Here is a 26,698-nt window from a genome sequence, read left to right as displayed (position 1 = left end):
TCCCCTAGTATCATGGCCAGCCCCGAACTCAGTCAATTCCGCCGCATCGTCGTCAAAGTCGGCTCCGCGCTGCTGGTGGATTCCGACAAGGGCGAGGTGCGCGCGTCCTGGCTCGCCGCGCTCGCCGACGACATGGCCAAACTGCACAAGGAAGGCCGCGACGTCCTCGTCGTCTCCTCCGGCTCGATCGCGCTCGGCCGCAGCCGGCTCAAGCTGCCGCGCGGCCCGCTGAAGCTGGAGGAGAGCCAGGCTGCCGCCGCGGTCGGCCAGATCGCGCTGGCGCGGATCTGGTCGGAGGTGCTGGGCGCTCACGGCATCGGCGCGGGACAGATCCTGGTGACGCTCCAGGACACCGAGGAACGCCGCCGTTATCTCAACGCTCGCTCCACCATCGGCAAGTTGCTGGAATGGCGCGCGATCCCAGTGATCAACGAGAACGACACGGTCGCCACCAACGAGATCCGCTACGGCGACAATGACCGCCTCGCCGCGCGCGTCGCCACCATGGCGAGCGCCGATCTGCTGGTGCTGCTGTCCGACATCGACGGGCTCTACGACGCGCCGCCGAAGAACAACCCGAATGCCAAGCTGATCCCGGTGGTGGAGAGCATCTCGTCGGAGATCGAAGCGGTGGCGGGAGACGCCGAGTCCGAGTTGTCGCGCGGCGGCATGCGCACCAAGGTCGAGGCGGCCAAAATCGCGACGACAGGCGGCACGCATATGCTGATCGCCTCCGGCAAGATCGAGCATCCCTTGCAGGCGATCGCCGACGGCGGCCGCTGCACCTGGTTCCTGACCCCCGCCAATCCCGTCACCTCGCGAAAACGCTGGATCGCCGGCTCGCTGGAACCGAAGGGCACGCTGACGATCGATGCCGGCGCTGTAACGGCACTGCGCGCCGGCGCCAGCTTGCTGCCGGCAGGCGTGATCAAGGTCGAAGGCCAGTTCGCCCGCGGCGATGCGGTGATCGTGCGCGGTCCCGATACCAGCGAGGTCGGCCGCGGCCTGATCGCCTACGACGCGGACGACGCCGAACGGATCAAGGGTCGCTCCTCAAAGGACGTGGTGGCCATCCTCGGCATCAGCGGGCGATCCGAGATGATCCACCGCGACGATCTGGTGGTGGGCGGGTAAGGCTGGGCCGTCATGCCCGGGCTTGTCCCGGGCATCCACGTTCTTTCGACTCCGCGGCGAGGGCGTGGATAGCCGGGACAAGCCCGGCCATGCCCAACGGTCCTGGTGACCCCTATCGCGAAGCCCAGCCATACCCTGCCCGCCCTTCGCAAAAGCGGGATTTCCGTGCTAGGACACCGCCTTAGCAGAAGGTTTTGACCCCCATGGCCGCCCCCCTCAAAGCCGTTGACGGCAATGCCGATCTCCAGGCGCTGATGTCCGATCTCGCCGCCAAAGCCCGCGCGGCCGCGCGCGTGCTGGCGCTGGCGCCGCCGGAGCAGAAGAACCGGGCGCTGGAAGCCATGGAGCGGGCGATCCGCAGCAACGCTGCGGCGATCCTTGCCGCCAATGCCGAGGACGTCGCCGAGGCCCGCGCCTCCGGCAATGCCACCTCCTCCTTCATCGACCGCCTGACCCTGACCCCGGCGCGCGTCGAAGGCATGGCCGAGGGCATCGGCATCGTGCGCGGCATCGCTGATCCCATCGGCGTCGTCATCGAGAGCTGGCAGCGGCCGAACGGCATGACCATCGAGCGCGTGCGCGTGCCGCTCGGCGTGGTCGGCGTGATTTTCGAGAGCCGGCCCAATGTTGCGGCGGATGCCGGCGTGCTGTGCCTGAAGTCGGGCAATGCCGTGATCCTGCGCGGCGGCTCCGACAGTTTCCGGTCGTGCCGCGCCATCCATGAATGTCTCGTCCAGGGCTTGCGCGAAGCGGGCCTGCCCGAAGCGGCCATCACGCTGGTGCCAACGCGCGACCGCGCGGCGGTCGGCATGATGTTGTCCGGATTGAAGGGCGCGATCGACGTGATCGTGCCGCGCGGGGGAAAAAGCCTCGTCGCCCGCGTCGAGCAGGAGGCGCGCGTGCCGGTGTTCGCGCATCTCGAAGGCGTCAACCACGTCTATGTCGATGCAAGCGCCGACCTCGCCATGGCGAAGTCGATCGTGCTCAACGCAAAAATGCGCCGCACCGGCGTCTGCGGCGCGGCCGAGACGCTGCTGATCGATCGCGCCGCTGCCGGCAAGAACCTGAAGCCGCTGGTCGAGATGCTGTTGGATGCCGGCTGCGAGGTGCGCGGCGACGACGCCGTGCAGAACACCGACGCGCGCGTCAAGCCTGCCAGCGACGACGATTGGGACACTGAATATCTCGACGCGATCATCGCGGCGAAGGTCGTCGACGGCGTCGACGGCGCGATCGCGCATATCCAGGCCCACGGCTCGCATCACACCGATGCGATCGTGAGCGCGGATGAGGCGCCGGCAAAAAAGTTCCTCAGCGAGGTCGATTCCGCGATCGTGCTGCACAACGCCTCGACGCAGTTCGCCGATGGCGGCGAGTTCGGTTTCGGCGCCGAGATCGGCATCGCCACCGGCCGCTTCCATGCCCGCGGCCCTGTCGGCGCCGAGCAGTTGACGAGCTTCAAATATCGCGTTCACGGCACCGGGCAGACGCGGCCGTAAAGTCGCAGGGCGGGCATTGAGCAACAATTTCGTCGCGCCGCGCTTCTTAGCGCAAGCGGTCCCGCCCCACACGGAGGGCATGCGCATCGGCCTGCTCGGCGGCTCGTTCAATCCGCCGCATCAGGCGCACCGTGCGATCAGCCAGTTCGCCTTGAGGCGCTTGCAACTCGATCGCGTCTGGTGGCTGGTGACGCCCGGCAATCCGCTGAAGGAGAACGGGACCCTGCATGAACTCGGCGAGCGCATGCAGGCCGCGCGCGACGTTGCTAATGATCCTCGGATCGAGGTGAGCTGTCTCGAATCCGTCATTCGCACCCGCTATACTATCGACACGATCAACACCTTGCGCCGCCGCTTCTCGGGCTTGCGCTTTGTCTGGATTATGGGCGCCGACAATCTCGCTCAATTCCACCGTTGGCAGCACTGGCGGCGCATCGCTGGCCAGGTGCCGATTGCGGTCATCGATCGCCCACCGCAGAGTTTTCGTGCCCTCGCCTCTCCCGCCGCCAGGGCGCTCGCGCGCTATCGCCTGCCGGAGAACAAGGCAGCCCTACTTGCGGATCGGCCGGCCCCGGCCTGGGTTTTCCTCACCGGATTGAAGTTGAACCTCTCCTCGACGGGCCTGCGGAACCCGGACGGGAGCTGGAAAGGTACCAAGTGAGACGGACCTTGCACATGGGGTGTGGGCTCCGGGCTCTCTGGCATATTGAAACCCTTAACCCCACATGATGTAGTGTAACCAGTGGGCGCTGGATTCGGCGTTCGCGATACAGTGAAAGGAATGGTCCCTGACCACATCTGTATTGTCCAAGTCAGCTTCGACAAAGTCTGTTTTACCCAAGGTTGCCAAGCCTACGCGTAAAACATCGACCCAAGCGGCCTTGCAGGCGCAACCCGACGCCGACAAGACGCTGAGCCTGATCCTCTCCCGCCTCGAGGACATGAAGGCGGAAGAGACGGTCACAATCGACCTTCGCGGCAAATCGGCGTACTCCGACTACATGATCGTCACCACCGGCCGGGTGAACCGGCACGTCGGCGCGATCGCGGACAACGTCACGAAGAGCCTCAAGGAAAACGGCATCAAGAACATCCATGTCGAGGGCTTGCCCAATTGCGACTGGGTGCTGATTGATTCCGGCGATGTGATCGTGCACGTGTTCAGACCCGAAGTCCGCGAGTTCTACAACCTCGAGCGGTTGTACACGCAGGGCCCAGGGGCGGCGAAGGCGATCTAGGCTCACTGGAGCCGATTTCGAATCGGCTGACGCGCATGCTAGCGTCGTGCGCGCGCGAACTGCGCGCGGTCTCGAAAACACGACTCTGAACATCATGCGCGTTGCTGTCATTGCGGTGGGCCGGCTGAAGCAGGGCCCCGAACGGGAGCTTGCCGACCGCTATTTCGAGCGGTTCGACGAGGCCGGCCGCAAGCTCGGATTCCGCGAGCTCGCCATCCACGACATTCCCGAAAGCCGGGCGCGCGACGCCGCGACGCGGATGGCCGAGGAGGCTGCGGCGATCTCCGCGCATATTCCGGACAAGTCGATCCTGGTGGCGCTGGACGAGCGCGGGCAAAATCTCGACTCCACCGTATTCGCACGGCATCTCGGGCGCTGGCGCGACGAGGGGGCCGGTCATACTATCTTCGTGATCGGAGGGGCGGACGGACTTTCGCCCGAATTACGCCGTAAGGCCAAGCTCGCGATCGCGTTCGGCTCTGCGACCTGGCCGCACCAAATGGTCCGCGTCATGCTTCTGGAACAGCTTTACCGGGCCGCCACCATTCTGGCCGGCCACCCCTATCACCGCGCGTGATCCGCGCCACAACGAGCACCTTTGCCTAAAGCGATGCGAGCGCCGATTCTCAATTTGTTGCTGATCGCAAGCTGCGCCGGCGCAAGCCTCTTCGCCGAAGAAAGCTTCGCACAAGCCCAGACGGCAACGCCGGCGCCGCAGACCGCGGCGGTCTCGCCGGACGCCATCAAGCAGCGCGAGCAGGAGCTGGAGGCCGCGCGCGCAAGGCAGAAGAGCGCGGAAGAAGCTCAGGCCAAGCTCAAGGCCGAGATCACCTTGCTCGGCCAGGACCGCACCCAGCTCAATCAGCAGCTGATCGACACCGCCGCCAACGTGCGCGCCGTCGAGACCAAGATCGACGAGGCCGAAGCGCGGCTGAAGACGCTGAACGGCCGCGAGCAGCAGATGCGCGCCTCGCTCGATTCGCGCCGCGCCGACATCGTCGAGGTGCTGGCGGCCCTGCAGCGCGCCGGCAGGCGCACGCCGCCGGCGCTGCTGGTGCGGCCCGAGGATGCGCTGCAATCATTGCGCACCGCGATGCTGCTCGGCGCCGTGGTACCGGACTTGCGCGGCCGCGCGGAAAAGATCGCGGGCGAGCTCGGCGAGATCGTCGCCTTGCGCAAGAACATCGCGAGCGAACGTGACCAGCTCGCCTCCGACCGCGACAGAGTCAGGAGCGACCAGGCCCGCCTCACCGCCTTGGTCGACGAGCGGCAGCGCCAGCAGGCCGCGCGCGAAAAGGATCTGGACGCCGAGAGCTCGCGCGCCATCGCGCTCTCGAAACAGGTCGGCGATCTCCAGGGACTGATCACCAGGATGGAGCAGGACCTGCAGAGCGCAGCCAAGGCCGCCGAGAAGGCGGCCGAGGCTGCAAGGCAGGCCGAGGCCAAGGCGGCCGCCAGCGCCAACATCAATTCGGGCCCGGCCGCGTTCAAGGACCGCTCCCGGACCACCCCGGCGATTGCCTTTGCGGCCGCCAAGGGCCTCCTGCCGCTTCCGGTTAACGGTAACAAGATCAGAGACTTTGGCGGTTCCGACGGGGTCGGCGGGGTACAGAAGGGCATTTCCCTGGCCACCAAGCCCGGCTCCCAGGTCACAACGCCGTGTGACGGCTGGGTGGTCTATTCCGGCCCGTTCCGCAGCTATGGACAACTCTTGATCCTCAATGCCGGGGGCGGGTATCATGTCCTGATCGCCGGGATGGAGCGCATTTCGGTCAACATCGGACAGTTTGTGCTCACGGGGGAGCCGGTCGCGACCATGGGGTCGACCTCTCAAGTCGCCTCCATTCTCGCCACGAACGCGAGTCAACCTGTGCTGTATGTCGAGTTCCGCAAAGACGGCACTCCAATCGATCCAGGCCCATGGTGGGCCGCAAATGAAGGCGAGAAGGTTCGCGGATGATGCGCAAGACTTCAGTTATTCTCCTCAGCGCGGCCACCGGTGCGGCGCTGACGCTGTTCGTGACCCAGCCGCGCGCGGTGTTCATGGGCTCCAGCGCGCGAGCCGCGACCGCGGACACCTATCGCCAGCTCAATTTGTTCGGCGACGTCTTCGAGCGCGTGCGTTCCGACTATGTCGAGAAGCCCGACGACACCAAGCTGATCGAATCGGCCATCAGCGGCATGCTCACCGGCCTCGATCCGCATTCGAGCTACATGGACGCCAAGAGCTTCCGCGACATGCAGGTGCAGACCCGCGGTGAGTTCGGCGGTCTCGGCATCGAGGTCACGATGGAAGACGGCCTGATCAAGGTGGTCTCGCCGATCGACGACACCCCCGCCTCGCGCGCCGGCGTCATGGCCAACGACATCATCACCAATCTCGATGACGAGGCGGTGCAGGGCCTGACCCTGAACCAGGCGGTCGAGAAGATGCGCGGCCCGGTCAACACCAAGATCAAGCTCAAGATCATCCGCAAGGGTCAGGACAACCCGATCGATGTCACGCTGGTGCGCGACAACATCCGCGTCCGCTCGGTGCGCGCGCGCGTCGAGGCCGACGACATCGCCTATATCCGCATCACCACCTTCAACGAGCAGACCACCGAAGGCCTGAAGCGCGAGGTCGCCAACCTCTCTGGTCAGATCGGCGACAAGCTCAAGGGCTACATCATCGACCTGCGCAACAATCCGGGCGGCCTGCTCGAGGAAGCTGTGACGGTATCCGACTCGTTCCTGGAGAAGGGCGAGATCGTCTCGACCCGCGGCCGCAATGCCGAGGAGACCCAGCGCCGCACCGCGCATGCGGGCGACCTCACCAAGGGCAAGCCGGTCATCGTTCTGATCAACGGCGGCTCGGCCTCGGCGTCGGAGATCGTCGCCGGCGCGCTGCAGGACCACAAGCGCGCGACCATCGTCGGCACGCGCTCGTTCGGCAAGGGCTCGGTGCAGACCATCATCCCGCTCGGAAGCGGCAACGGCGCGCTGCGTCTAACCACGGCGCGCTACTACACGCCGTCGGGCAAGTCGATCCAGGCCAAGGGCATCGTTCCCGACATCGAAGTGCTGCAGGACGTGCCGGACGAGCTGAAGTCGCGCACCGACACCAAGGGCGAGGCGTCGCTGCGCGGTCACCTGAAGAACGACGGCGACGAGAAGACCGGCTCGCAGTCCTACGTTCCACCGGACGCCAAGGACGACAAGGCGCTCAAGCTCGCCGACGACCTGCTCCACGGCATCAAGAACAGCGCCTCCGCGGCACCGACGCCGGGCAACGACAACAAGGCGACCGCCGACAAGCCCAAAGCGGCGAACTAAGTCGGCGCATCAAGCGATCTAGTGAAGATCTAAAGAAAAGGGCGGCTCTTCGGGCCGCCCTTTTTGCTTGGAACTCGTCAGTCCCCGGCCTATCCCGGCCTGCCGCCACTTGACCCCGGCGTGGTATCGTCGGGGTGAGTGATTCGGGATCTCGCATGACAGAAACGGCCGATGATCTGAGCGCCCCGCTCGGACAGGACAAGCCGCGCCGGAAACGGCGGCTGCGGCTGCCGTTCACGGCCATGCAGCTGCTGGCCGTCATGCTCGGCCTGTTCCTCGTCACCTTTGCCGGCTTCGCCATCTTCAACAAAGATCCGCTCGGCGGCGAGCCGATGACGCGGATCGCGATCCGCCAGCCCAAGGACACCGTCAAGACGACAGACGAGAAGCCGGCCGCCTCCGGCCAGGAGCAGGGGCAGCCGAGCAAGCACGAGACCCAGGAGGCGCCGAAGCAGCCGGGCGAACAGAAAACCGTCACCATGATCGACGGCTCCACCGGCGCGCGCCACGACGTCGTGATCGGCGGCGGCGAGGCGGCAGGCAAGAGCGAGGCGGCCGCCGCGTCCGCACCGCCGCCCGTCATGGCCGGGATCGACCCCAAGCTGCTGGAGAAGTCGCGCTACGGCATGATCCCCGTGGCCGCCGGCGACCTAAAGCCCTTCAACGTCTACGCGGCGGAGGCCGACCGCGCCAAGGCCGCCAAGATGCCGGTGGTTGCGATCGTGATCGGCGGCCTCGGCGTCGGTGCGGCAAAAACCACCGACGCCATCATGAAGCTGCCGCCCGCGGTGACGCTGGCCTTCACGCCTTATGGCGCCGATCCCGGCAAGCTCGCCGAACGCGCCCGCGCCCAGCGCCACGAGATCTTCCTCCAGATCCCGATGGAGCCCTACGATTTCCCGGACAACGATCCCGGGCCGCAGACGCTGCTGACCTCGCTCACCATCGACCAGAACATGGACCGCCTGTACTGGCACCTCAGCCGGATGCAGGGCTATGCCGGCATCACCAATTTCATGGGTGCGCGATTCGTCGCAACCGAGCCGGCGATGCAGCCGATCATCCGCGAAGCCGCCAAGCGCGGCCTCGGCTTCTTCGACGACGGTTCCTCGCCGCGCAGCATCGCGCCCCAGGCCGCCGCGAGTCAGGCGATGCCGTTCGGCAAGGGCGACATCGCGATCGACGTGGTGCCGACCCCGACCGAGATCGACCGCGCCCTCAACAAGCTGGAAGCGACGGCGCGGGAGCGCGGCGCCGCAATCGGCACCGCCTCGGCCCTGCCCGTCTCGATCGAGCGCGTCAGTGCCTGGACCAGGACGTTGGGCGACCGGGGTATCCTTTTGGTGCCATTGACAACCGCGATGCTGAAATCAAAATCCAGCTAAATCAACGAATTGGTACGGCGCGAGTCCTGTGGGGGCCCGCTCAAGCCGGACCGACAGCATGCGAGAGGTCTGGCGGAATGGCGCGTTACGAGGATCTGCCCTACCGGACCTGCGTCGGCGTGATGCTGATCAACCCAAAGGGACTGGTGTTCATCGGCCGCCGCGCCGGCGGCATCGAGCATGTCGACGACAGCCATGTCTGGCAGATGCCACAAGGCGGCGTCGATCCCGGCGAGGACACCTGGCAAGCCGCCAAGCGCGAGCTCTATGAGGAAACCAGCGTGCGCTCGGTCGAGCGGCTCGGCGAAGTCGAGGACTGGCTGATCTACGACATCCCGCGCACGGTGGCGGGGCGCGCTTGGAAGGGCCGCTATCGCGGCCAGCGCCAGAAATGGTTCGCGGTGCGTTTCACCGGCAAGGACAGCGAGATCAATGTCGAGAAGCCCGGCGGCGGCGGCCACAAGGCCGAATTCGTCAGCTGGCGCTGGGAGCCGATGAAGAACCTGCCCGAGCTGATCATCCCGTTCAAGCGCCCGGTCTACGAGCGCGTGGTGCAGGAATTTTCCGCGCTGGCGGGATAGTAATCCCATTTCCTTCTTGTCGTCCCGGGACGATGCGCAGCATCAAACCCGGGACCTCGAGATTCCAGGTTCGATGCTTCGCATCGCCCCGGAATGACGACGTGAGACATTTGCAAGTGACTGACCACAAACCCTACCGTCCCAACGTCGGGATCGCCCTCTTCAATGCCGACGGCCGCGTGCTGATCGGCCACCGCTTCAAGGGCGACGGGCCCGAGATCATCCTGCCGGGCCTCGACTGGCAGATGCCGCAGGGCGGCGTCGACGCGGGCGAGAACCTGCGCGACGCAGCGATGCGCGAGCTCTGGGAGGAGACCAACGTCGTCAGTGCCGACTATCTCGGCGAGACCGACTGGTTCACCTACGAATTTCCGCCCTATGACGGACCGCAGACGCATCGCCTCGCAAAATTCCGCGGCCAGCGCCAAAAGTGGTTCGCGCTGCGCTTCACCGGCCGCGACGACGAGATCGATCCGCTGACGCCGCAAAATGGTCAGCCCGCGGAATTCGATGCCTGGCGCTGGGAGCGGCTCGATCGCGTCGACGACCTCGTGGTGCCGTTCCGCCGCGAGGTCTATCGCGCGGTGGCGCGAGAGTTTGCGGCGTTCGGAAATTAAACTCGCGAAAACAACCCCATGCACAGTAGAGCGGGGCTTGAAATCATTAGAAGATTTTCGGGCGGTGATTTACGCGTGAGAGGCGCACCGCTCTCTCATTCCCTCCCCCCTTGTGGGGGAGGGGCAGGAAGGGGGGTGCCACACGGGGATTCTATCCGAGCCCTCGCGCCTCAATCGACGGCCAATAGCCGGCGGTCTTTGCTGGGCTACCCCTCTCCCTAGCCCTCATAGGCGCTAGGTTAGTCGAGCGCGGAGATCGTCGTGTTGTTTTCGGCGCCGCCGCGGAGGCTCACAGAGGTGGCGGCGGGTTCGGCTGAAGAGATTACGAATGGCCTGCCACAGAAGTGGTCCACGGATGGCGGCGTGAATGCTCGCCAGGGCAATCTTCATAAGGCGCCAGCGCGAAGGGCTTGCCGGTGGTGTCGTCGCGTCCAGAGGGGGAAGAGTCCGGGACTTGCCCGGCGATCTGTTCAGCGATGATGGCCACGATCAGTCTGGCGTAAATCCATGCCCGTGCAAGTTCAGGCTTCTTGGCCGGCAGCATGTCGAGGCCGGCCAGGCTCTTGAACCGCTTGAACGCCAGCTCGATCTGCCAGCGGAAGCGATAGAGGGCGAGGATGTCGGCCGGCGGGAAGCTGCCGGCTGGCAGCGAGGTCAGAAGAAGGATGTACTTCGCAGCCTCCAGACTGCGCGGATCGGGCTGCTTGCCGCGCTTCTTGGCGTCCTTGAGCAGGCGCTTGCGCTCGGCTTCCGCCTGTTCCGGATCCTTGCGTCGGACAACCAGTCGCAAGATCAGCGGCTCTGGCGGCGGGCTCTCTGTCGTACCTTCATAGACACGGACTTGCAGTTCGCCTTCCTGTTCAGCCTGAGCCGCGAGCGCGGCAAACAGATCGAGGGGCTCGCCGTTGGCCTGCAACAGGCGCAACGAGTCCCAGCCGGTTCGCACGATGAAGTCTGCACCGGCTTCGATCACCGGCCGCAGATCGCGCGGCCTCGCATAATAGCGGTCGCCCAGTACGACATCGCCGGATGCGTAAGTAAGGCGCTGAAGATTCTCGGCACCACGCCCGTCGGTCAACTCGAGCTGATCAACCTGACCCGTTGCCAGGTCATAGCCGACATGCAGCCGCCATGTAGTGCGGTCTGCTCCCGGTTCGCAGATCGATGTCCCGTCGAGGGCGCGCAGACGATACCCGGCCCAGCGTCCTGCCGGAACTTTGGCTTGCTCGACAATCAGCGCTGCTACGATCTCGCCGAGCCAGGGGGCCGCTTTGCACAGCCGCTCAAGCAGGGATGGATCGGACAAGCTTGCGATCCCGCCAGCCTTGGCCCACGCACAGGTCTCGCGCAGCGACATGCCGAGACCGCCATAGGCAAGTGCCAGCCGCAACAGCGTCTCGGCGCTCTTGATCTCCCGTACCCGCGTGAGCGCCCCGCGCGACCGCGCGGTTGCTTCCAAGTCAAAGCCCACCGGAAGCTGCGCACTCACCTCCGGCCAATGATCCAAAATCTCTGGACGAATCTTCATCCCAACCTTGAATCATATCGAGATTCTTCGTGTCTAGAGCTAAACCTAGCGCAAATGTCCCTAGCCCTCCCCCACAAGGGGGGAGGGAACGCACTTTTGTCGGCGCGCTAGTCGGGCTCGATTCGGAGCAAAGGCTTAATTCGTCGGTCCCACCGTGAACGGGCCAATCGCGATGACGTGGCAGTCGCTGTCGCGTTTGGCGCACTCGGCGAGCGCGGAGTTGACCGCGGTCTGCTCGTCGGCGGCCTTGAGGCCGAGGCCCGGGCGGCCTGCGGCGCCGACGGCGACGGCGTTCCAGCCCATGGCATCGCCGAGCCTGCGCACGACCTCGTCGCGCGCATCGGCCACGATCGAGGCATTGCTCGCGGCGTGGAAGAAGCCGGTGATCCTGAGCAGGCTCGGGATCGGCACGACGAAATTGTCGTCGACCGCGACGATCATGCAGGCAACGCCGGCGACGGCGCCGCACGATTCCAGCGAACGCCGCGCCGATTCCTCGGCGGACGATGCGCCCAGCACCATGAAGTATTGTCCGCCCGGGCCGAGGGCGATGGTCCGGGATTTCGCCGCGGGCACGAACATGTTCTCGAGCCGGACCCTTTGCTGCTCGCGCACGATCGGAAAATCCTTCGATGCGAAGGCCCGTTCGGTCATGGGATCGTGCCGGAAATAGGGAGCCTGAGGCATCGGCGGCTTGCCGCGGGTGTAGACGATGGTGTCGCCGAGCGCATAGAGCTCGCAGTGCCGCGGCGATTGCGCGGCATCGGCGCGCTTCTGGCACTGCTCGAGCGCCATGTTGCGCGCGGCTTCCTCGTTCGGCTGATTCAGCGCAGAGCCGGTGAACCCGGCGATGTTGAGCGCGAAAGCCTTGTAGTCGCCGGCCGCGGCGTAGTCGCCGGCGAGGTAATTGCGGACGCGCTCATTGATGAAAGGCACGCTGTCGGCGGCGAGCTTGCCTGTCGCCGGCGCTGCGGATGGTGACGGCATCGGAGCCATCGCGGCATTCGCCGGAGCCATCGGCATCACCGGCATCTTTGCAGATTGCGACGGCCTTGGGCTCGGCGCGGCGGCCACCGCGGTCGGCGCAGCGCTTGGCGCGGCAGCCGGCGTCGCCGCGACGGTTGCGCCCTGCTTGAGCTTGGTGTTGTAGAGGAAGCCGCTGACGCCGATGGCGACGATCGAGACAATGGCAACGACCAGCGGCCACATCCACACCGGCGCGGCAGCGAGCTTGGAGGCCGGTTTCTTCAGCTGCGGCTTGGCGTAGGTGCCGTCCTCGCGCCGCATCGCCACCATGTAGGCGTGCACGGGCGTCGGGATGTTCTTGACCTCCTGCGCGCCGATATCGGCGAATTGCACCGAGAGCTTGTTGGCGACCTGCTCGTGCACGGCCCGGGAGACGCAGATGCCGCCGACCTCGGCCAGCCCTTCGAGCCGCGCCGCGATGTTGACGCCGTCCCCCAACAGATCGCCGTTGCGCTCGACCACATCGCCGATGGTGATGCCGATGCGGAACGACATCTGCCGGCTCGGCGGATAGGCCATGTTGCGGGTCCGCAAGGACTCCTGGATGTCGATCGCGCAGCGCACCGCGTCCACCGCGCTCGGAAATTCCGCGAGCACGGCATCGCCGGCCGTGTTGAAGATGCGCCCGTTCGCTTTCGCGATGAAATCGTCGATGACCTCGCGATAGGAGGCGAGACGCCGCAGCGTCTCCTCTTCGTCCTCCGCGACCAGTCTTGAGTAACCGGCAATATCGGCTGCGAAAATCGCTGCGATCTTGCGCTTCATCTGCGACCTGCCCTGGAACCTCGTTCGCGGCGGCAGAATGCCGCTATCTCCAGCGCGGTGCAACAAAGTTTCAGCGCCCGCCACTTCCGTGACGAGCGCTGAACTTGTTCAGGAATCTAGAGCGTCGGGCCCCGGCGCAGTGCACCGGGGCTTAGTGCATAGCCGTGGAGCTGAGCTGCTGCTGAATGCTCTTGAAGTGGTCGAGCCGCTCGATGGCTTGATCGAGCTCGCTGCCCTCGTGCTCCTTCAGGCCTTCTTCCATCTCCGAGATGGTCTCGGCGAACTGGGCACGGTCGAGTTCGGCCAGCGAGGTCGCGACGTCGGCGAGCACGGTCAGACCGCTTTCGGAGACTTCAGCGAGGCCGCCGAGCACGATGACCTTCTCGTGCCTGCCGGCGGTGGTGATGGTGAGGATGCCCGGGCGGATCGCAGCCACGACCGGTGCATGACCCGCCAGCACGCCGAAATCACCCTCGACGCCGGGAACGTCGACCTGATCGACCTCGCCCGAGAAGGCGAGCTTTTCCGGAGAGACGAGATCGAAATGGAAGGTGGCCATGGTGTACCTGCGAATAGCGAATAGCGAATGGCGAGTAGCGAACCGAGTGGGAGCAGCGCCTCTATTTCGCTACTCCCTATTCGCCATTCGCCCCTCAGGCAGCTTCCGCCGCCAGCTTCTTGCCCTTCTCGACCGCCTCTTCGATGGTGCCGACCATGTAGAAGGCGGCTTCCGGCAGGTGATCGTACTTGCCTTCCACCAGGCCCTTGAAGCCCTTGATGGTGTCGGCGAGGTCGACGAACTTGCCCGGCGAGCCCGTGAAGATTTCGGCGACGTGGAACGGCTGCGACATGAAGCGCTCGACCTTGCGGGCGCGGGCCACGGTCAGCTTGTCCTCTTCCGACAGCTCGTCCATGCCGAGAATGGCGATGATGTCCTGAAGCGCCTTGTAGCGCTGCAGCACCTGCTGGACCTGACGGGCGACGGCGTAATGCTCCTCGCCGACGACCAGCGGGGAGAGCATGCGCGAGGTCGAATCGAGCGGGTCCACCGCCGGATAGATGCCCTTTTCGGCGATCGAACGCGACAGCGTGGTAGTCGCGTCAAGATGCGCGAACGAGGTCGCGGGCGCCGGGTCGGTCAAGTCGTCGGCCGGAACGTAGATGGCCTGCACCGAGGTGATCGAGCCCTTCTGCGTGGTGGTGATGCGTTCCTGCAGCGCGCCCATGTCGGTGGCGAGCGTCGGCTGATAACCCACCGCCGAAGGAATACGACCCAAGAGCGCCGACACTTCCGAGCCGGCCTGGGTGAAGCGGAAGATGTTGTCGACGAAGAACAGCACGTCCTGGCCCTTGTCGCGGAAGTCTTCCGCGATGGTGAGACCAGTGAGCGCAACGCGGGCGCGGGCGCCGGGCGGCTCGTTCATCTGGCCGAACACCAGCGCGCACTTCGACTTCACGCTCGGATCCGGATTCTTCGGATCGGCATTGACCTTGGACTCGATGAACTCGTGATAGAGGTCGTTGCCCTCGCGGGTCCGCTCGCCGACGCCGGCGAACACGGAGTAACCGCCGTGCGCCTTCGCGACGTTGTTGATCAGCTCCTGGATCAGCACGGTCTTGCCGACGCCGGCGCCGCCGAACAGGCCGATCTTGCCGCCCTTGGCATAGGGCGCGAGCAGATCCACGACCTTGATGCCGGTGACGAGAATTTCGGCCTCGGTCGACTGGTCGGTGTAGGTCGGGGCTTCCTGGTGGATCGCGCGCAGGCCATCGGTCTTGACCGGACCGGCTTCGTCGATCGGCTCGCCGATGACGTTGATGATGCGGCCGAGCGTGCCTTCGCCGACGGGAACGCGGATCGGAGCGCCGGTGTCGGTGACTTCCTGGCCGCGGACCAGACCTTCGGTGGTGTCCATCGCGATGGTGCGGACGGTGGACTCGCCGAGATGCTGGGCGACTTCGAGCACCAGGCGGTTGCCGCCGTTCTTGGTCTCGAGCGAATTGAGAATGGCCGGGAGGTGGCCTTCGAACTGCACGTCGACGACGGCGCCGATGACCTGGGTGACGCGACCGACCTGGGCTGCCATTGAATGTCTCCTTCGATCCGAACTTCTAAACCACGGTCAGCGTGACCGGGATGTTGGGTGAGATGGGTACCGATGCGTCTTTGCTAGACGGCCTCGGCGCCCGAGATGATTTCGATCAGTTCCTTGGTGATCTGCGCCTGACGCGTGCGGTTGTAGACCAGCGTCTGCTTGCGGATCATTTCGCCGGCGTTGCGCGTCGCATTGTCCATCGCGCTCATCTGCGCGCCGTAGAACGAAGCGTTGTTCTCGAGCAGCGCGCGGAAGATCTGGACCGCGAGATTGCGCGGCAGAAGACGCGTGAGAATCTCGTCCTCTTCCGGCTCGTATTCGTAGGAGGTCGTGCTGGCGGCAGCGCCTTCCTCGACCACCAGCGGGATGACCTGCTGGGCGGTCGGGATCTGCGCGATGACCGACTTGAAGCGCGAGAAGAACAGCGTGCAGACGTCGAACTCGCCGGCATCGAAGCGCGCCAGAACCTTCTTGGCGATGTCCTCGGCGTTGACGAAACCGAGCTGGCGGACGCTGCGCAAATCGAGATGCTCGACGATCTGCTTGTCGAACTGGCGGCGGAGCTGCTCGTAGCCCTTGCGGCCGACGCAGAAGAATTTCACTTCCTTGCCCTGCGCGATCAGCGCCAGGGCGCGCTCGCGGGCCAGGCGCACGATCGAGGAGTTGAAGGCGCCTGATAGGCCGCGCTCGCCGGTGCAGACCAGCAGCAGGTGAACCTGATCGCGGCCGGTGCCGGCCAGCAGCGTCGGCGCGCCGGGCGAGCCCGCAGCGGCGCTGGCGATGTTGGAGATCACCGCGCTCATCTTGTCGGCATAGGGACGCGCAGCTTCCGCCGCGGTCTGCGCGCGGCGCAGCTTGGAGGCTGCGACCATCTGCATGGCCTTGGTGATCTTTTGCGTCGCCTTGGTGGAGGCGATGCGGACGCGCATGTCTTTAAGTGACGCCATTCTTCGTTCACCCCGGCGGTTCGACTGGTGCGTCGGACCGCTAGCCTGTCCCTATCGTCATGCCCGGGCTCGTCCCGGGCATCCACGTCTTTACCTTCCACGCAGCGATGCGTGGATGGCCGGGACATCAAATGCGAAGACGCGCTTCGCGCTTTAGCCCGGCCATGACGGCTCTTTCTTACGCGAAGCTCTTCGCGAAACCTTCGACCACCGACTTCAGCTTGGCGGCGGTGTCATCCGAGAGGTCACGGCTGTCGCGGATCGTGTTGAGGATGTCGACATGCTTGCCGCGCAGCAGCGACAGCAGGCCGTCCTCGAACCCACGCACCTTGTTGACCGGGAGCGGATCGAGATAGCCGTTGGTGCCGGCCCAGATCACGCAGACCTGCTCTTCCATCTTCAGCGGCGAGAACTGCGGCTGCTTCAGGAGCTCGGTCAGGCGCGAACCGCGGTTGAGCAGGCGCTGGGTCGAGGCGTCCAAGTCGGAGCCGAACTGCGCGAACGCCGCCATTTCGCGGTACTGCGCGAGCTCGCCCTTGATCTTGCCGGCGACCTTCTTGGTGGCCTTGGTCTGCGCCGAGGAGCCGACGCGCGACACCGACAGACCGACGTTCACCGCGGGACGGATGCCCTGGAAGAACAGGTCGGTTTCCAGGAAGATCTGACCGTCGGTAATCGAGATGACGTTGGTCGGGATGTAGGCCGACACGTCGTTGGCCTGGGTTTCGATAACAGGCAGCGCCGTCAGCGAGCCCGAGCCGTGGTCCTTGCTGAGCTTCGCCGCGCGCTCGAGCAGGCGGGAATGCAGATAGAACACGTCACCGGGATAGGCTTCGCGGCCCGGCGGGCGGCGCAGCAGCAGCGACATCTGGCGGTAGGCGACGGCCTGCTTGGACAGATCGTCATAGATGATGACGGCATGCATGCCGTTGTCGCGGAAAAATTCGCCCATGGTGCAGGCGGTGAACGGCGCGATGTACTGCATCGGCGCCGGATCCGACGCGGTGGCGGCGACGACGATCGAGTATTCGAGCGCGCCCTGCTCTTCCAGCACCTTCACGAACTGGGCGACGGTGGAGCGCTTCTGGCCGACCGCGACGTAGACGCAGTACAGCTTGATGTTCTCATCGGGCTGCGCGTTGAGCGGCTTCTGGTTCAGGATGGTGTCGAGCGCGATCGCGGTCTTGCCGGTCTGGCGGTCGCCGATGATCAACTCGCGCTGGCCGCGGCCGATCGGGATCAGGGCGTCGATCGCCTTGAGGCCGGTCGCCATCGGCTCGCTCACCGACTTGCGCGGAATGATGCCGGGTGCCTTGACGTCGACGCGCATGCGCTTGTCGGCCTGGATCGGGCCTTTGCCGTCGATCGGGTTGCCGAGCGCGTCGACGACGCGGCCGAGCAGGCCCTTGCCGACCGGCGCGTCCACGATGGCGCGGGTGCGCTTGACGGTCTGGCCTTCCTTGATCTCGCGGTCGGCACCGAAAATAACGACACCGACATTGTCGGTCTCGAGGTTCAGCGCCATGCCGCGGGTGCCGTTCTCGAACTCGACCATTTCACCGGCCTGGACGTTGTCCAGACCGTAGACGCGGGCGATGCCGTCGCCGACGGACAGCACCTGTCCGACTTCGGAGACTTCAGCTTCCTGGCCGAAATTCTTGATCTGGTCCTTGAGGATCGCGGAAATTTCCGCGGCGCGGATGTCCATCAGCCTGCCTCTTTCATCGCGTGCTTGATCGAATTGAGTTTGGTGCGAAGCGAACCATCGACCATGCGGCTGCCCAGCTTGACGACGAGGCCACCGATGATCGCGGGATCGACTTTCACGTTCAGCGCGACGTCCTTGCCGGTCACCGACTTCAGGGCAACCTTGAGGGCGTCGAGATTCTTGTCGGAGAGTGCTTCCGCCACCGTGACGTCGGCCGTCGTCTCGCCCTTGAACCTGGCGACGAGGGCGCGATAGGCGCGGAGGACGTCGGACACCGCGAAGAGGCGGCGGTTGGCGGTCAGCACTTTGAGAAAATTGGCGGAGATGCCGGCAATGCCGGCCTTGTCCAGCACCGCCGACAGGGCCCTGGACTGGGCGTCGGCCGCGAACACCGGGCTGCGGACGAGGCGCTTGAGATCGGCGCTCTCGTTCAGCAGGGCCTCGAATTTATCGAGATCGGCTTTGACCTCGTCGACCACTTTCTGGTCGCGGGCCAGTTCAAACAAGGCCGTTGCATAACGGCCCGACACACCGGAAACGGACGTATCTTCTGCAGCCACAGACGCGCTCTTTTTGCTGTCAAACTCGCAAGGGAAAAACCGTCGCCACGAAGCGGCGCCTAGCGATCCAAGCCCTTGGAATTCAAGCGGGACTTCGATTTTCGGCCGGCACGGGAGGCGCCGGGTCCGTAAAAATCGCGGCTTTGCTAACATAGCAGGCGCGCAGGTGCAACATGACGCCAAATTAAAGGCACGTGGTTCGCTCGCCAGTTCGTCGCAGCCAGATCGCGCATGAGAAGGCTTGCCAGACGACCGGCCAACGACCTCCCATGACACGGAATTGCCGCGAGCCTTACGGCGGCATCTCGCCCGTTCGTTCCTGCTCCCAGCGCATAGCGGCCATGAACACGGATCGCTGAGCCGTGAATCCTGGCTCGCTCGCCTCCACCACCGAATACTTATCGAATTCTAAACAATGGGAACGACAACTTCGTTCTACAGTATTCGCAAGTAATATGACGGTAAACGAATCGTTAAAAATCAAGGTTACGGAGCATCGGCTGCAATATCGATGCCAGTCACAAGATATTACAGCACGACATAGAACAGATTTACTGCCCAATTCATGCCTCATTGGGAATCGAAACGCCGTCCCGCTCACAAACTGATGGGGGCTCCACTTGCCACATTTGTGGCAATACTAGCTTAGGGACCACTAAATGCTATCTTTGAAGACGCTGGGCTCTGTGACCCGGCCGCGCACGGCGATTGCCTTTGTTGCCGCAACTCTCATCGTCGGTGGAACTGCCACCGAAGCTTCCGCGAAATCCCGGCCTCACCGCCACTCTCACCATCACCGCCACCACGCCCAGGCCGACACCAATTCCGGCCCGGATTGGCGCAACGCCAATGCGGCGATGACGCCGTCCTCCGGCACCGGCCGCAGCTTCTCGGGCATGGCTTCCTACTACGGCAACGAGTCCGGCAGCCGGACCGCGTCGGGCCAGCGCTTCAACCAGAACGCCTTGACCGCGGCGCACCGTTCGCTGCCGTTCGGCACCAAGCTGCGCGTCACCCATGGCGGCCAGAGCGTCATCGTTACCGTCAACGACCGTGGCCCGTTCGTGCGCGGCCGTGTCCTCGACCTCTCCACGGGCGCCGCGCGTGCCATCGGCCTCACCGGTGCTGGTGTCGGCCGCGTCACCGCGGAAGTCGTCTCCTAAGGCGTTCGACGCGCCTTACATCACACGCGCAGTTTTCATCAGTTTGATGCACGCGTGAAACAAGCCCGCGGTCTTGGGGGACCGCGGGCTTTTTGTTCTTCCGTTATTGCAATGAAGTGAGTGAAGCACACGGCTGCGTTCCCTCCCCCCTTGTGGGGGAGGGTTAGGGAGGTGTCCAGACCGGATAGATAGGTAACAGAGTAGACCGGATGGATGGGTGACAGTTCTCTGTCGGCTGGGAGGATCAGCCGATGCCTTGGCGGGAGAGCTGTACAATGGACGAACGAGTTCGCTTCATCTCGGATCAGCGAACCGGCTTGTGGACGATGACGGAGCTTTGCGAGCGCTACGAGATTAGCCGCAAGACCGGTTATAAGTGGCTGGAGCGCTACCGGTTGGAAGGACCTGCCGGGCTGGCGGATCGCTCCCATGCCGCGCGGGTTCATGGACGGGCGACACCACAGCACATCGTGGATGCGATTGTGGGGCTGCGGCTTGAGCGGCCGAGCTGGGGACCGCGCAAGATCGTCAGCAAACTTGAGGCTCGCCAAGGGGACGTCGATTGGCCGTCGGCCTCGACGGCGGGCGGGATTCTCAAACGGGCGGGACTGGTGAGCAACCGTCGGACCCGGCGGCGTGCGCCGCCGCGCATGGGGCAACTGACGGTGCCTCAGCATGCCAACCATGTATGGGCGCTCGATCACAAGGGCTGGATCCGCCTGGGCGACGGATCTCGCGTTGAACCGTTCACGGTGACCGATGGCTTCAGCCGCTATTTGATTAGCCTGGCGGCGACGGGCAGCACGCAACATGCCGAGTGCCAACCGCTGCTGGAGCGGGCGTTTCGCGAGTACGGCTTGCCGCAGATCATCCGCTCCGACAACGGCTCGCCGTTCGCCTCGACCGGAACCACGGGCCTGACGGCACTGTCGGTATGGTGGATCAAGCTTGGCATCCGCCATGAACGGATTGATCCCGGCCATCCACAGCAGAACGGCCGCCACGAGCGTTTTCACCTCACGCTTCTGGAGGCCATGCAGCCGCCGCCGCCGACCCAGGCCGCGCAGGCTCGTCGCTTCGCGGCATTCGTGCGCGACTACAACGAAGAACGACCGCACGAGTCACTTGGCCAGCGCCCACCTGCCAGCGTCTATCAGCCTTCGTCTCGTGCGATGCCGAGGCGGCTTCCGGAGCCGGATTATCCAGCCGAAGCCGCGGTGCGCCAGGTCCGCTCCAACGGCGAGATCAAGTGGCGCGGCGAACTCATTCACATCTCCAGCGCTCTCATTGGTGAGGCCGTTGCCGTCGAGGAGGCCGCCGATGGGCAATGGCAAGTGCGCTTCTTCCACATACCGATCGGCATCATCGACCAGAAAACACGCAGGCTGCGGCGCTGCGCTAGCGCAGCGCCGCAGCCGACCAAACCATGAACGATTGTTACCTATCCATCCGGTCTGTTTTGTTACCCATCCATCCGCTGGACAGAGGGGGGTGCCACACGGGGATTCCCTCGATTGCCTAAAAGCATCTTGTGGCTCTCACTCACACCTTTTCCGGGGCTACCCCCTCCCCTGCCCTCCCCCACAAGGGGGGAGGGAGCGCAGGGTGCCTCGCGGCGGCAGTCCTTACAAAAAGCTCTGCGGGTCGACGTCCACCTCTAGCTTTTGATTGCCAGTCGGCTTCGGGCAGACCGCGAGCCAGTTGCGCAAATAGTCCGAGAGATCGAAGCCGCGCGCCGATTTCACCAGGATGCGGAAGCGGTAGCGGCCCTTGATGACGGCGAGCGGGGCTTCCGCCGGGCCCAGCACCACCACGCGCTCGTCGCGCGGCGCGAGCGTCACGAGGCGGCGGCCAAAACCTTCGGCACTCGGGCGGTCGCCGGCGGAGATGATCAGGCTCGCGAGGCGTCCGAACGGCGGATAGAGCGTCTTCTCGCGCAGATCGATCTCGCTGTCGTAAAAGGCCTCGCGGTCGCAGGCGATCAGCGCTTTCATCACGGGATGATTGGGCTGGTGGGTCTGGAGATAGCCGACGCCGCGGCCCTGCTCGCGGCCGGCGCGGCCGATCACCTGGTTGAGCAATTGCCAGGTGCGTTCCGCCGCGCGCGGATCGCCGTTGGAGAGGCCGAGATCGGCGTCGACCACGCCGACCAGATTCAACCGCGGAAAATTGTGGCCCTTGGCCACGAGCTGCGTGCCGATGATGATGTCGACGCGGCCCTGCGCGATCTCGGCGAGCTCGCTCCGCATGGTCTCGATCGAGGTGATGAGATCGCTCGACAGCACCATGGTGCGCGCTTCGGGGAACAGCGCGGCGGCCTCTTCTTGCAAACGCTCGACGCCGGGACCGACTGCGACCAGCGATTCCTCGGCCGAGCAGTTCGGACAGATATGCGGGCGCGGCACCGAGAAGCCACAATGATGACAGACGAGGCGCTGGCGGAATCTGTGATCGACCAGCCAGGCATCGCAGATGGTGCAGGCGAAGCGATGGCCGCAGGCGCGGCACAGCGTCAGCGGTGCGTAGCCGCGGCGGTTGAGGAACAAGAGCGCCTGCTCGCGCCGCTCGATCGCGGTCCTGATTTCGCCAGCAAGCCGCGGCGAGATATAGCGGCCGCGCGCGGGCGGCTCGCGGCGCATGTCGATGGCTTCGATATGCGGCATGTGCTGGCCGCCGAAACGCGAGGGCAACGCAATGCGCTGATAGCGGTTCTTGCGCGCATTGACCTCGGATTCGACCGAGGGCGTCGCCGAGGCCAGCACGACCGGGATCTTTGCGATATGCGCGCGCACCACCGCCATGTCGCGGGCGTGGTAATGCACGCCCTCATCCTGCTTGTAGGCCTGATCGTGCTCCTCATCGACCACGATGAGACCGAGGTTGGCATAAGGCAGAAACAGCGCCGAGCGCGCGCCGACCACGACCGGCGCTGAGCCCTCGGAGATTGCTGCCCAATTGCGCGCGCGGGTGCGCGGCGTCAGCTCGGAGTGCCATTCGATCGGGCGCACGCCGAAGCGCTGCGCAAAGCGGTCGAGGAACTGGCCGGTGAGCGCGATCTCCGGCATCAGGATCAGCGACTGTTTTCCGCGGCGGATCGCTTCAGCGACCGCTTCGAAATAGACCTCGGTCTTGCCGGAGCCGGTGACGCCATCGAGCAGCGCGACGTGGAAGGTGCCGTTGGCCGCAAGGGCGCGCATCGTATCGACCGCGGCGCGCTGCAGCTGTGTGAAATCCGGCCGGCCAAAATCCGGATCGGGGCTAGGTGGCGGCGGAGGCGGCGGCATCGGCTCGACCGTCAGCGTGCCTTCGTCGACGAGGCCGTCGATCACGCCGGCGGAAACGCCGGCCTCCTTGACGACTTCCGACTTGCCGTGCAGCAGCCGGTCCGACAACAGCTCGATCACGCGCTGCCGCGCCGGCGTCAGCCGTTTTGGCGGATCACCAGTCAAGCGTACGCCGGCGCGGACCCGCTCGGGGCCGAGGTTCTCGCCCATGCGCAGGCACATGCGCAGCACCATCCCGCGCGGGCTCAGCGTGTAATTCGCGACCCAGTCGACGACCTGGCGCAGCTCTGGCTTGAGCGGCGGGACGTCGAGCTTCTCGCTGACCTCCTTGAGGCGGTTGTGCAGGCGCGGATCCGGATTGGCGTTTTCGGCCCAGACCACGGCGAGCACCTCGCGCGGCCCGAGCGGCACGCCGACGAGATCGCCGGCCTTCAGCTCCATCCCGCGCGGCACCTTGTAGGAATAGGTCTGGTCGAGCGCGACCGGCACCAGCACGTCGACCATGCGGGTCGCGGTGGCGGGGGCGGCGTTGCTGCGCGACGAATGATCCATCAATGGGCTTTGGAGGGAGAATCGGAACCTTGGGCGTTCAGGCTAGCGGCCCGAGGCGGCCTTAGCGAACGATAAACGGGTGTGATGCGATATACTGTGCGGAATCATTCCGTCCAGAGCGCATGAGCAAAGCGGCCGCCCCCCAAATCGAGCTCGCCAGCGCCGATCCCTCGATCGCGCAGGAGATGACGCGCTGGCTGGCGCATCTCGGCGCCGAGCGGCGGCTGTCGCCGAAGACGCTCGAGGCCTATGGCCGCGACTTGCGGCAGTGCCTGGATTTCCTTTGCAGCCATTGGGGCGAGCGCGTGACGCTGGCGCGCTTCGCCGCGCTCGAAGCCACCGACATCCGTGCCTTCATGGCGATGCGCCGCGCCGACGACATCGCCGGCCGCTCGCTGATGCGCGCGCTGGCGGGCCTGCGCTCGTTCGGCCGCTTCCTCGAGCGCGAGGGCAAGGGCAAGGTCGGCGCACTCACGGCCATCCGCGCGCCGAAGGTCGCCAAGAGCCTGCCAAAGCCGCTGCCGATGGCATCGGCCAAGCGCCTTGCCGATGCCGACGAGCGCGCCGGCGAGGACCGCGAGACCTGGATCCTGCTGCGCGACGCCGCCGTGATGGCGCTGCTCTATGGATCGGGCCTGCGCATCTCCGAGGCGCTGGGCCTGAAGCGCCGCGAGGTGCCGCGGCCCGGCGAAGGCGACGTGCTGATCGTGACGGGCAAGGGCAACAAGACCCGCATGGTGCCGGTGCTGCAAAACGTGCTGGCGCTGGTGCAGGACTACGTTGCGATGTGCCCGTATCCACTGCCCGCCGAGGGCCCGATCTTTGTCGGCGCGCGCGGCGGCCCCTTGAGCCCGCGCATCATCCAGCTCGCGATGGAGCGGCTGCGCGGCGCGCTCGGCCTGCCCGACAGCGCGACGCCGCACGCGCTGCGCCATTCCTTTGCCACGCATCTACTGTCACGCGGCGGCGATCTGCGCGCCATCCAGGAATTGCTCGGCCACTCCTCGCTCTCGACGACGCAGGTCTATACCGGCATCGATTCCGAGCGGCTGCTGGAAGTCTATGCCAGCGCGCATCCGCGGCGGTGAACGGACGCTGAACCGGCGCGCAATTGCCGCCGAATCCTGACATGAAGCTGTCACAGCCTGCGTGCCTCTTGCGCCGGTCGCACGGTTCGGTCAATCGTTGATAAACAGGCAGGAGGGATTGATGAGCGCACATGAAAGCATGGAGCATGCCGAGCACGCCGAACACGCGTCCGGCTCGAACAAGAAGATCGCCCTTCTGATTGCCGTGCTGGCGCTGTTCCTGGCGATCTCGGAGACGCTCGGCAAGGGCGCGCAGACCGAATCGATCAGCAAGAACGTCGAGGCCGCCAATCTCTGGGCGTTCTTCCAGGCCAAGAGCATCCGCCGCACCGTGGTCGCGACCGCGGCCGAACAGGGCAAGCTCACGCTGGCTGGTACGGCCGACGACGCCCAGAAGGCGGCACTGCAGAAGCAGATCGACGACTGGACCAAGACCGCGCAGCGCTACCGTTCCGAGCCCGAGACCGGCGAAGGCACCGAGCAGCTCGCCGAGAAGGCCAAGCACGCCGAGCACGAGCGCGACGAGGCGACCGCGAAATACCATCACTTCGAGCTGGCGTCCGCCGCTTTCCAGATCGGCATCGTGCTGGCCTCGGCCACCATCATCACCAGCATGATCGCGCTCGCCTATGTCAGCGGCGTCCTGACGCTCGCCGGCCTCGTCATGACCGCGCTTGGCCTGTGGTGGCCGCATCTGCTGCATTTGCATTGAGGGTTGAGGCGGTACACGCGCCGCCACACAAACAGTGTCATGCCCCGCGAAGGCGGGGCATCCAGGACGCCGCGGCCTATCGGCTCCATCACTGCCGTCACGGCGTACTGGGCGGATTCAATCGCTCGTCGCAACACGCTGTGTATCGCTCACTCGGAGCAATTGGTCGAGAGTTTCCGCTGGTGTTTTCCAGCCTAGGGTTTTCCTAGGCCTGGTATTGAGAGCAAGAGCGACGCCCTCAAGGTCATCGGCGTTGTGCATGCTGAGATCGGTCCCTTTGGGAAAGTACTGGCGCAGCAACCCATTGGTGTTCTCGTTGGTGCCGCGCTGCCATGGGCTATGAGGGTCGCAGAAGTAGACCTGCACGCCTGCGTCAATTCTCAGACGTGCATGCTGAGCCAACTCAGCTCCTTGATCCCAGGTCAGCGACCGGCGCAGTTGCTCGGGCATGGTGAAGATTGCGCGGGTGATGGCGTCGCGCACGGCTTCAGCGCCATGTCCGGCGAGTGCAGATCCTTTCACCCCAGCTTCCCGTTCCTGGTCCGTCATACGCGGCAGATGCAACAGGATGGTAAAACGGGTCGTACGCTCCACCAGGGTGCCGATCGCGGAGCTTCCCAGACCCATAATGAGGTCACCTTCCCAGTGGCCCGGCACCGCGCGATCAGCGGCCTCCGCCGGACGCTGACTGATCATGATCTCGGAAGGAATGAAGCTTCGGCCTTTACGGACGCGCGCTCTCGGCATCCGCAATGCCCGCCCGGTGCGCAAGCAGGCCGTCAGTTCGCGGCGCAAAGCTCCTCGACCCTGCACATAAAGCGCCTGATAGATCGCCTCGTGACTGATGCGCATCGCCTCATCCTCGGGAAAGTCGAGCCGAAGTCGCCGAGAAATCTGTTCGGGGCTCCATGCCCTCGCCCAGCGTCGGTTTTGCCGATGCACAGCCCGGCGTCCCTTCCACACGACCTTCGGGCCAACGAGGAGTTCCCCGTCCGGCTTGGCGATCATACCGGCAAGCCTGTCCTGCACATAATCCCGCAGGGCCGGATTGACGGCCAACTTCGCCAACTTGGGCCGTCGGGCAGACCGATCAGCGTGCCATTGTGCTGTGGTCGCTCGGTACTCTGGAGCACCGTGGCGGCGCGCCACATTGCGCCGGAGTTCACGAGAGATCGTGCATGGAGGCCGATCGAGCCGACGAGCGATCGCTCGCACCCCATGACCCTGTGCACGCAAGATGGCAATCTCCTCACGTTCCGCGAACGAGAGGTAGCGCTCCGATGCAGGCTTGGACGACCGCGATAAATGTGTTGGCGGCATACCGCCTGCCCTCCGGAACCAGCGTACTCCGATCGCCGGCGACACCCCGGCCTCAACCGCAGCATCCTCGCTCGATCGTCCCGAAGCAATCGCAGCCCAGAACGGTCTGTAATGCCTTCGTAGCGCCTCTCGGGGCCGACCTGATCGCACATAGTTCTCCATCGCAACCTCCTTTGCTGA

23 protein-coding genes are annotated in these 26,698 nt (G+C 65.1%); 14 read left to right on the top strand and 9 right to left on the bottom strand.

Annotated elements, in window-relative coordinates:
- The first annotated feature begins 12 nt into the window (after nt 1-12).
- The 10 genes from proB to JJB99_RS02525 all read left to right on the top strand — a co-directional run bounded on the left by proB (nt 13) and on the right by JJB99_RS02525 (nt 9,769).
- Complete coding sequence (gene proB, locus JJB99_RS02570) at nt 13-1,134, top strand: glutamate 5-kinase (RefSeq protein WP_200497252.1); 1,122 nt, start codon at nt 13-15, stop codon at nt 1,132-1,134.
- Nucleotides 1,135-1,337: 203 nt separating this feature from the next.
- A complete protein-coding gene (locus JJB99_RS02565; protein WP_200497251.1) occupies nt 1,338-2,633 on the top strand; it encodes a glutamate-5-semialdehyde dehydrogenase in 1,296 nt (431 codons plus the stop codon).
- Nucleotides 2,634-2,649: 16 nt separating this feature from the next.
- Nucleotides 2,650-3,294 carry a nicotinate-nucleotide adenylyltransferase gene (locus JJB99_RS02560; RefSeq protein ID WP_200497250.1) on the top strand — a complete coding sequence of 215 codons (645 nt, stop codon included), beginning with the start codon at nt 2,650-2,652 and terminating at the stop codon, nt 3,292-3,294.
- Between the two features lie 220 nt (nt 3,295-3,514).
- On the top strand, nt 3,515-3,871 hold the full coding sequence (gene rsfS, locus JJB99_RS02555; RefSeq protein WP_200497249.1) for a ribosome silencing factor: 357 nt from the start codon (nt 3,515-3,517) through the stop codon (nt 3,869-3,871).
- A 94-nt stretch (nt 3,872-3,965) separates the two neighbouring features.
- Nucleotides 3,966-4,448, top strand: coding sequence for a 23S rRNA (pseudouridine(1915)-N(3))-methyltransferase RlmH (gene rlmH / locus JJB99_RS02550; RefSeq protein ID WP_200497248.1), 483 nt, complete (start codon nt 3,966-3,968; stop codon nt 4,446-4,448).
- A gap of 33 nt (nt 4,449-4,481) precedes the next feature.
- Nucleotides 4,482-5,831, top strand: a complete 1,350-nt coding sequence (locus JJB99_RS02545; protein WP_200497247.1) for a murein hydrolase activator EnvC family protein — start codon at nt 4,482-4,484, stop codon at nt 5,829-5,831.
- The gene (locus tag JJB99_RS02540) at nt 5,828-7,186 is read left to right on the top strand and encodes a S41 family peptidase (protein ID WP_200497246.1); all 1,359 of its coding nucleotides are present in this window, start codon (nt 5,828-5,830) and stop codon (nt 7,184-7,186) included. Before JJB99_RS02545 ends, JJB99_RS02540 begins: the two co-directional genes overlap by 4 nt.
- A gap of 155 nt (nt 7,187-7,341) precedes the next feature.
- Nucleotides 7,342-8,571, top strand: a complete 1,230-nt coding sequence (locus JJB99_RS02535; RefSeq protein WP_200497245.1) for a divergent polysaccharide deacetylase family protein — start codon at nt 7,342-7,344, stop codon at nt 8,569-8,571.
- A 77-nt stretch (nt 8,572-8,648) separates the two neighbouring features.
- Nucleotides 8,649-9,152, top strand: coding sequence for an RNA pyrophosphohydrolase (locus JJB99_RS02530; protein ID WP_200497244.1), 504 nt, complete (start codon nt 8,649-8,651; stop codon nt 9,150-9,152).
- 116 nt (nt 9,153-9,268) lie between these two features.
- Nucleotides 9,269-9,769 carry an RNA pyrophosphohydrolase gene (locus tag JJB99_RS02525; RefSeq protein ID WP_200497243.1) on the top strand — a complete coding sequence of 167 codons (501 nt, stop codon included), beginning with the start codon at nt 9,269-9,271 and terminating at the stop codon, nt 9,767-9,769.
- 322 nt (nt 9,770-10,091) lie between these two features.
- Here JJB99_RS02525 and JJB99_RS02520 read toward each other — a convergent pair whose 3' ends face one another.
- The 7 genes from JJB99_RS02520 to JJB99_RS02490 all read right to left on the bottom strand — a co-directional run bounded on the left by JJB99_RS02520 (nt 10,092) and on the right by JJB99_RS02490 (nt 18,399).
- Nucleotides 10,092-11,297 (bottom strand): IS4 family transposase, encoded by a 1,206-nt coding sequence (locus tag JJB99_RS02520; protein ID WP_200497242.1) that lies wholly within the window; start codon nt 11,295-11,297, stop codon nt 10,092-10,094.
- Nucleotides 11,298-11,432: 135 nt separating this feature from the next.
- Nucleotides 11,433-13,088: an adenylate/guanylate cyclase domain-containing protein gene (locus JJB99_RS02515; protein ID WP_200497241.1), complete on the bottom strand. Its 1,656-nt coding sequence runs from the start codon at nt 13,086-13,088 to the stop codon at nt 11,433-11,435.
- 151 nt (nt 13,089-13,239) lie between these two features.
- The gene (locus JJB99_RS02510) at nt 13,240-13,647 is read right to left on the bottom strand and encodes a F0F1 ATP synthase subunit epsilon (RefSeq protein WP_200497240.1); all 408 of its coding nucleotides are present in this window, start codon (nt 13,645-13,647) and stop codon (nt 13,240-13,242) included.
- 94 nt (nt 13,648-13,741) lie between these two features.
- Nucleotides 13,742-15,175 carry a F0F1 ATP synthase subunit beta gene (atpD, locus tag JJB99_RS02505; RefSeq protein WP_200497239.1) on the bottom strand — a complete coding sequence of 478 codons (1,434 nt, stop codon included), beginning with the start codon at nt 15,173-15,175 and terminating at the stop codon, nt 13,742-13,744.
- Between the two features lie 83 nt (nt 15,176-15,258).
- Complete coding sequence (locus tag JJB99_RS02500) at nt 15,259-16,131, bottom strand: F0F1 ATP synthase subunit gamma (protein ID WP_200497238.1); 873 nt, start codon at nt 16,129-16,131, stop codon at nt 15,259-15,261.
- A gap of 178 nt (nt 16,132-16,309) precedes the next feature.
- Nucleotides 16,310-17,839 carry a F0F1 ATP synthase subunit alpha gene (atpA, locus tag JJB99_RS02495; RefSeq protein ID WP_200497237.1) on the bottom strand — a complete coding sequence of 510 codons (1,530 nt, stop codon included), beginning with the start codon at nt 17,837-17,839 and terminating at the stop codon, nt 16,310-16,312.
- On the bottom strand, nt 17,839-18,399 hold the full coding sequence (locus tag JJB99_RS02490; RefSeq protein ID WP_200500020.1) for a F0F1 ATP synthase subunit delta: 561 nt from the start codon (nt 18,397-18,399) through the stop codon (nt 17,839-17,841). Before JJB99_RS02490 ends, atpA begins: the two co-directional genes overlap by 1 nt.
- Before the next feature lie 659 nt (nt 18,400-19,058).
- On the opposite strand from JJB99_RS02490, the gene JJB99_RS02485 reads away from it, so the two are divergent.
- Together JJB99_RS02485 and JJB99_RS02480 are read left to right on the top strand one after the other, a co-directional pair.
- Nucleotides 19,059-19,562 carry a septal ring lytic transglycosylase RlpA family protein gene (locus JJB99_RS02485; RefSeq protein ID WP_200497236.1) on the top strand — a complete coding sequence of 168 codons (504 nt, stop codon included), beginning with the start codon at nt 19,059-19,061 and terminating at the stop codon, nt 19,560-19,562.
- Between the two features lie 275 nt (nt 19,563-19,837).
- Entirely contained in the window at nt 19,838-20,992 is a 1,155-nt protein-coding gene (locus tag JJB99_RS02480) for an IS481 family transposase (RefSeq protein ID WP_200493737.1), read from the top strand.
- 195 nt (nt 20,993-21,187) lie between these two features.
- Here the strand turns inward: JJB99_RS02480 and JJB99_RS02475 are convergent, their stop codons facing one another.
- The gene (locus tag JJB99_RS02475) at nt 21,188-23,398 is read right to left on the bottom strand and encodes a primosomal protein N' (RefSeq protein WP_200497235.1); all 2,211 of its coding nucleotides are present in this window, start codon (nt 23,396-23,398) and stop codon (nt 21,188-21,190) included.
- 122 nt (nt 23,399-23,520) lie between these two features.
- On the opposite strand from JJB99_RS02475, the gene JJB99_RS02470 reads away from it, so the two are divergent.
- Together JJB99_RS02470 and JJB99_RS02465 are read left to right on the top strand one after the other, a co-directional pair.
- Entirely contained in the window at nt 23,521-24,486 is a 966-nt protein-coding gene (locus JJB99_RS02470; protein WP_200497234.1) for a tyrosine recombinase XerC, read from the top strand.
- A 121-nt stretch (nt 24,487-24,607) separates the two neighbouring features.
- Entirely contained in the window at nt 24,608-25,198 is a 591-nt protein-coding gene (locus tag JJB99_RS02465; RefSeq protein ID WP_200497233.1) for a DUF4337 domain-containing protein, read from the top strand.
- Between the two features lie 117 nt (nt 25,199-25,315).
- Here JJB99_RS02465 and JJB99_RS02460 read toward each other — a convergent pair whose 3' ends face one another.
- Nucleotides 25,316-26,680, bottom strand: coding sequence for an IS30 family transposase (locus JJB99_RS02460; RefSeq protein WP_210347628.1), 1,365 nt, complete (start codon nt 26,678-26,680; stop codon nt 25,316-25,318).
- Nucleotides 26,681-26,698 lie beyond the last annotated feature (18 nt).

It is taken from the genome of Bradyrhizobium diazoefficiens (assembly GCF_016616235.1).
Classification (GTDB): Bacteria; Pseudomonadota; Alphaproteobacteria; order Rhizobiales; family Xanthobacteraceae; genus Bradyrhizobium; species Bradyrhizobium diazoefficiens_H.
Note: the sequence above shows the minus strand (reverse complement) of the source record. Positions and strands in the feature narration are given on the sequence as shown.

Bases quoted from the DNA above. Each gene is read 5' to 3' on its own strand.
- proB (WP_200497252.1), top strand. From the start codon at position 13: ATGGCCAGCCCCGAACTCAGTCAATTCCGCCGCATCGTCGTCAAAGTC.
- JJB99_RS02565 (WP_200497251.1), top strand. From the start codon at position 1,338: ATGGCCGCCCCCCTCAAAGCCGTTGACGGCAATGCCGATCTCCAGGCG.
- rlmH (WP_200497248.1), top strand. From the start codon at position 3,966: ATGCGCGTTGCTGTCATTGCGGTGGGCCGGCTGAAGCAGGGCCCCGAA.
- JJB99_RS02545 (WP_200497247.1), top strand. From the start codon at position 4,482: ATGCGAGCGCCGATTCTCAATTTGTTGCTGATCGCAAGCTGCGCCGGC.
- JJB99_RS02540 (WP_200497246.1), top strand. From the start codon at position 5,828: ATGATGCGCAAGACTTCAGTTATTCTCCTCAGCGCGGCCACCGGTGCG.
- JJB99_RS02535 (WP_200497245.1), top strand. From the start codon at position 7,342: ATGACAGAAACGGCCGATGATCTGAGCGCCCCGCTCGGACAGGACAAG.
- JJB99_RS02530 (WP_200497244.1), top strand. From the start codon at position 8,649: ATGGCGCGTTACGAGGATCTGCCCTACCGGACCTGCGTCGGCGTGATG.
- JJB99_RS02520 (WP_200497242.1), bottom strand. From the start codon at position 11,297: ATGAAGATTCGTCCAGAGATTTTGGATCATTGGCCGGAGGTGAGTGCG.
- JJB99_RS02515 (WP_200497241.1), bottom strand. From the start codon at position 13,088: ATGAAGCGCAAGATCGCAGCGATTTTCGCAGCCGATATTGCCGGTTAC.
- JJB99_RS02510 (WP_200497240.1), bottom strand. From the start codon at position 13,647: ATGGCCACCTTCCATTTCGATCTCGTCTCTCCGGAAAAGCTCGCCTTC.
- atpD (WP_200497239.1), bottom strand. From the start codon at position 15,175: ATGGCAGCCCAGGTCGGTCGCGTCACCCAGGTCATCGGCGCCGTCGTC.
- JJB99_RS02500 (WP_200497238.1), bottom strand. From the start codon at position 16,131: ATGGCGTCACTTAAAGACATGCGCGTCCGCATCGCCTCCACCAAGGCG.
- atpA (WP_200497237.1), bottom strand. From the start codon at position 17,839: ATGGACATCCGCGCCGCGGAAATTTCCGCGATCCTCAAGGACCAGATC.
- JJB99_RS02485 (WP_200497236.1), top strand. From the start codon at position 19,059: ATGCTATCTTTGAAGACGCTGGGCTCTGTGACCCGGCCGCGCACGGCG.
- JJB99_RS02480 (WP_200493737.1), top strand. From the start codon at position 19,838: ATGGACGAACGAGTTCGCTTCATCTCGGATCAGCGAACCGGCTTGTGG.
- JJB99_RS02475 (WP_200497235.1), bottom strand. From the start codon at position 23,398: ATGGATCATTCGTCGCGCAGCAACGCCGCCCCCGCCACCGCGACCCGC.
- JJB99_RS02470 (WP_200497234.1), top strand. From the start codon at position 23,521: ATGAGCAAAGCGGCCGCCCCCCAAATCGAGCTCGCCAGCGCCGATCCC.
- JJB99_RS02465 (WP_200497233.1), top strand. From the start codon at position 24,608: ATGAGCGCACATGAAAGCATGGAGCATGCCGAGCACGCCGAACACGCG.
- JJB99_RS02460 (WP_210347628.1), bottom strand. From the start codon at position 26,680: ATGGAGAACTATGTGCGATCAGGTCGGCCCCGAGAGGCGCTACGAAGG.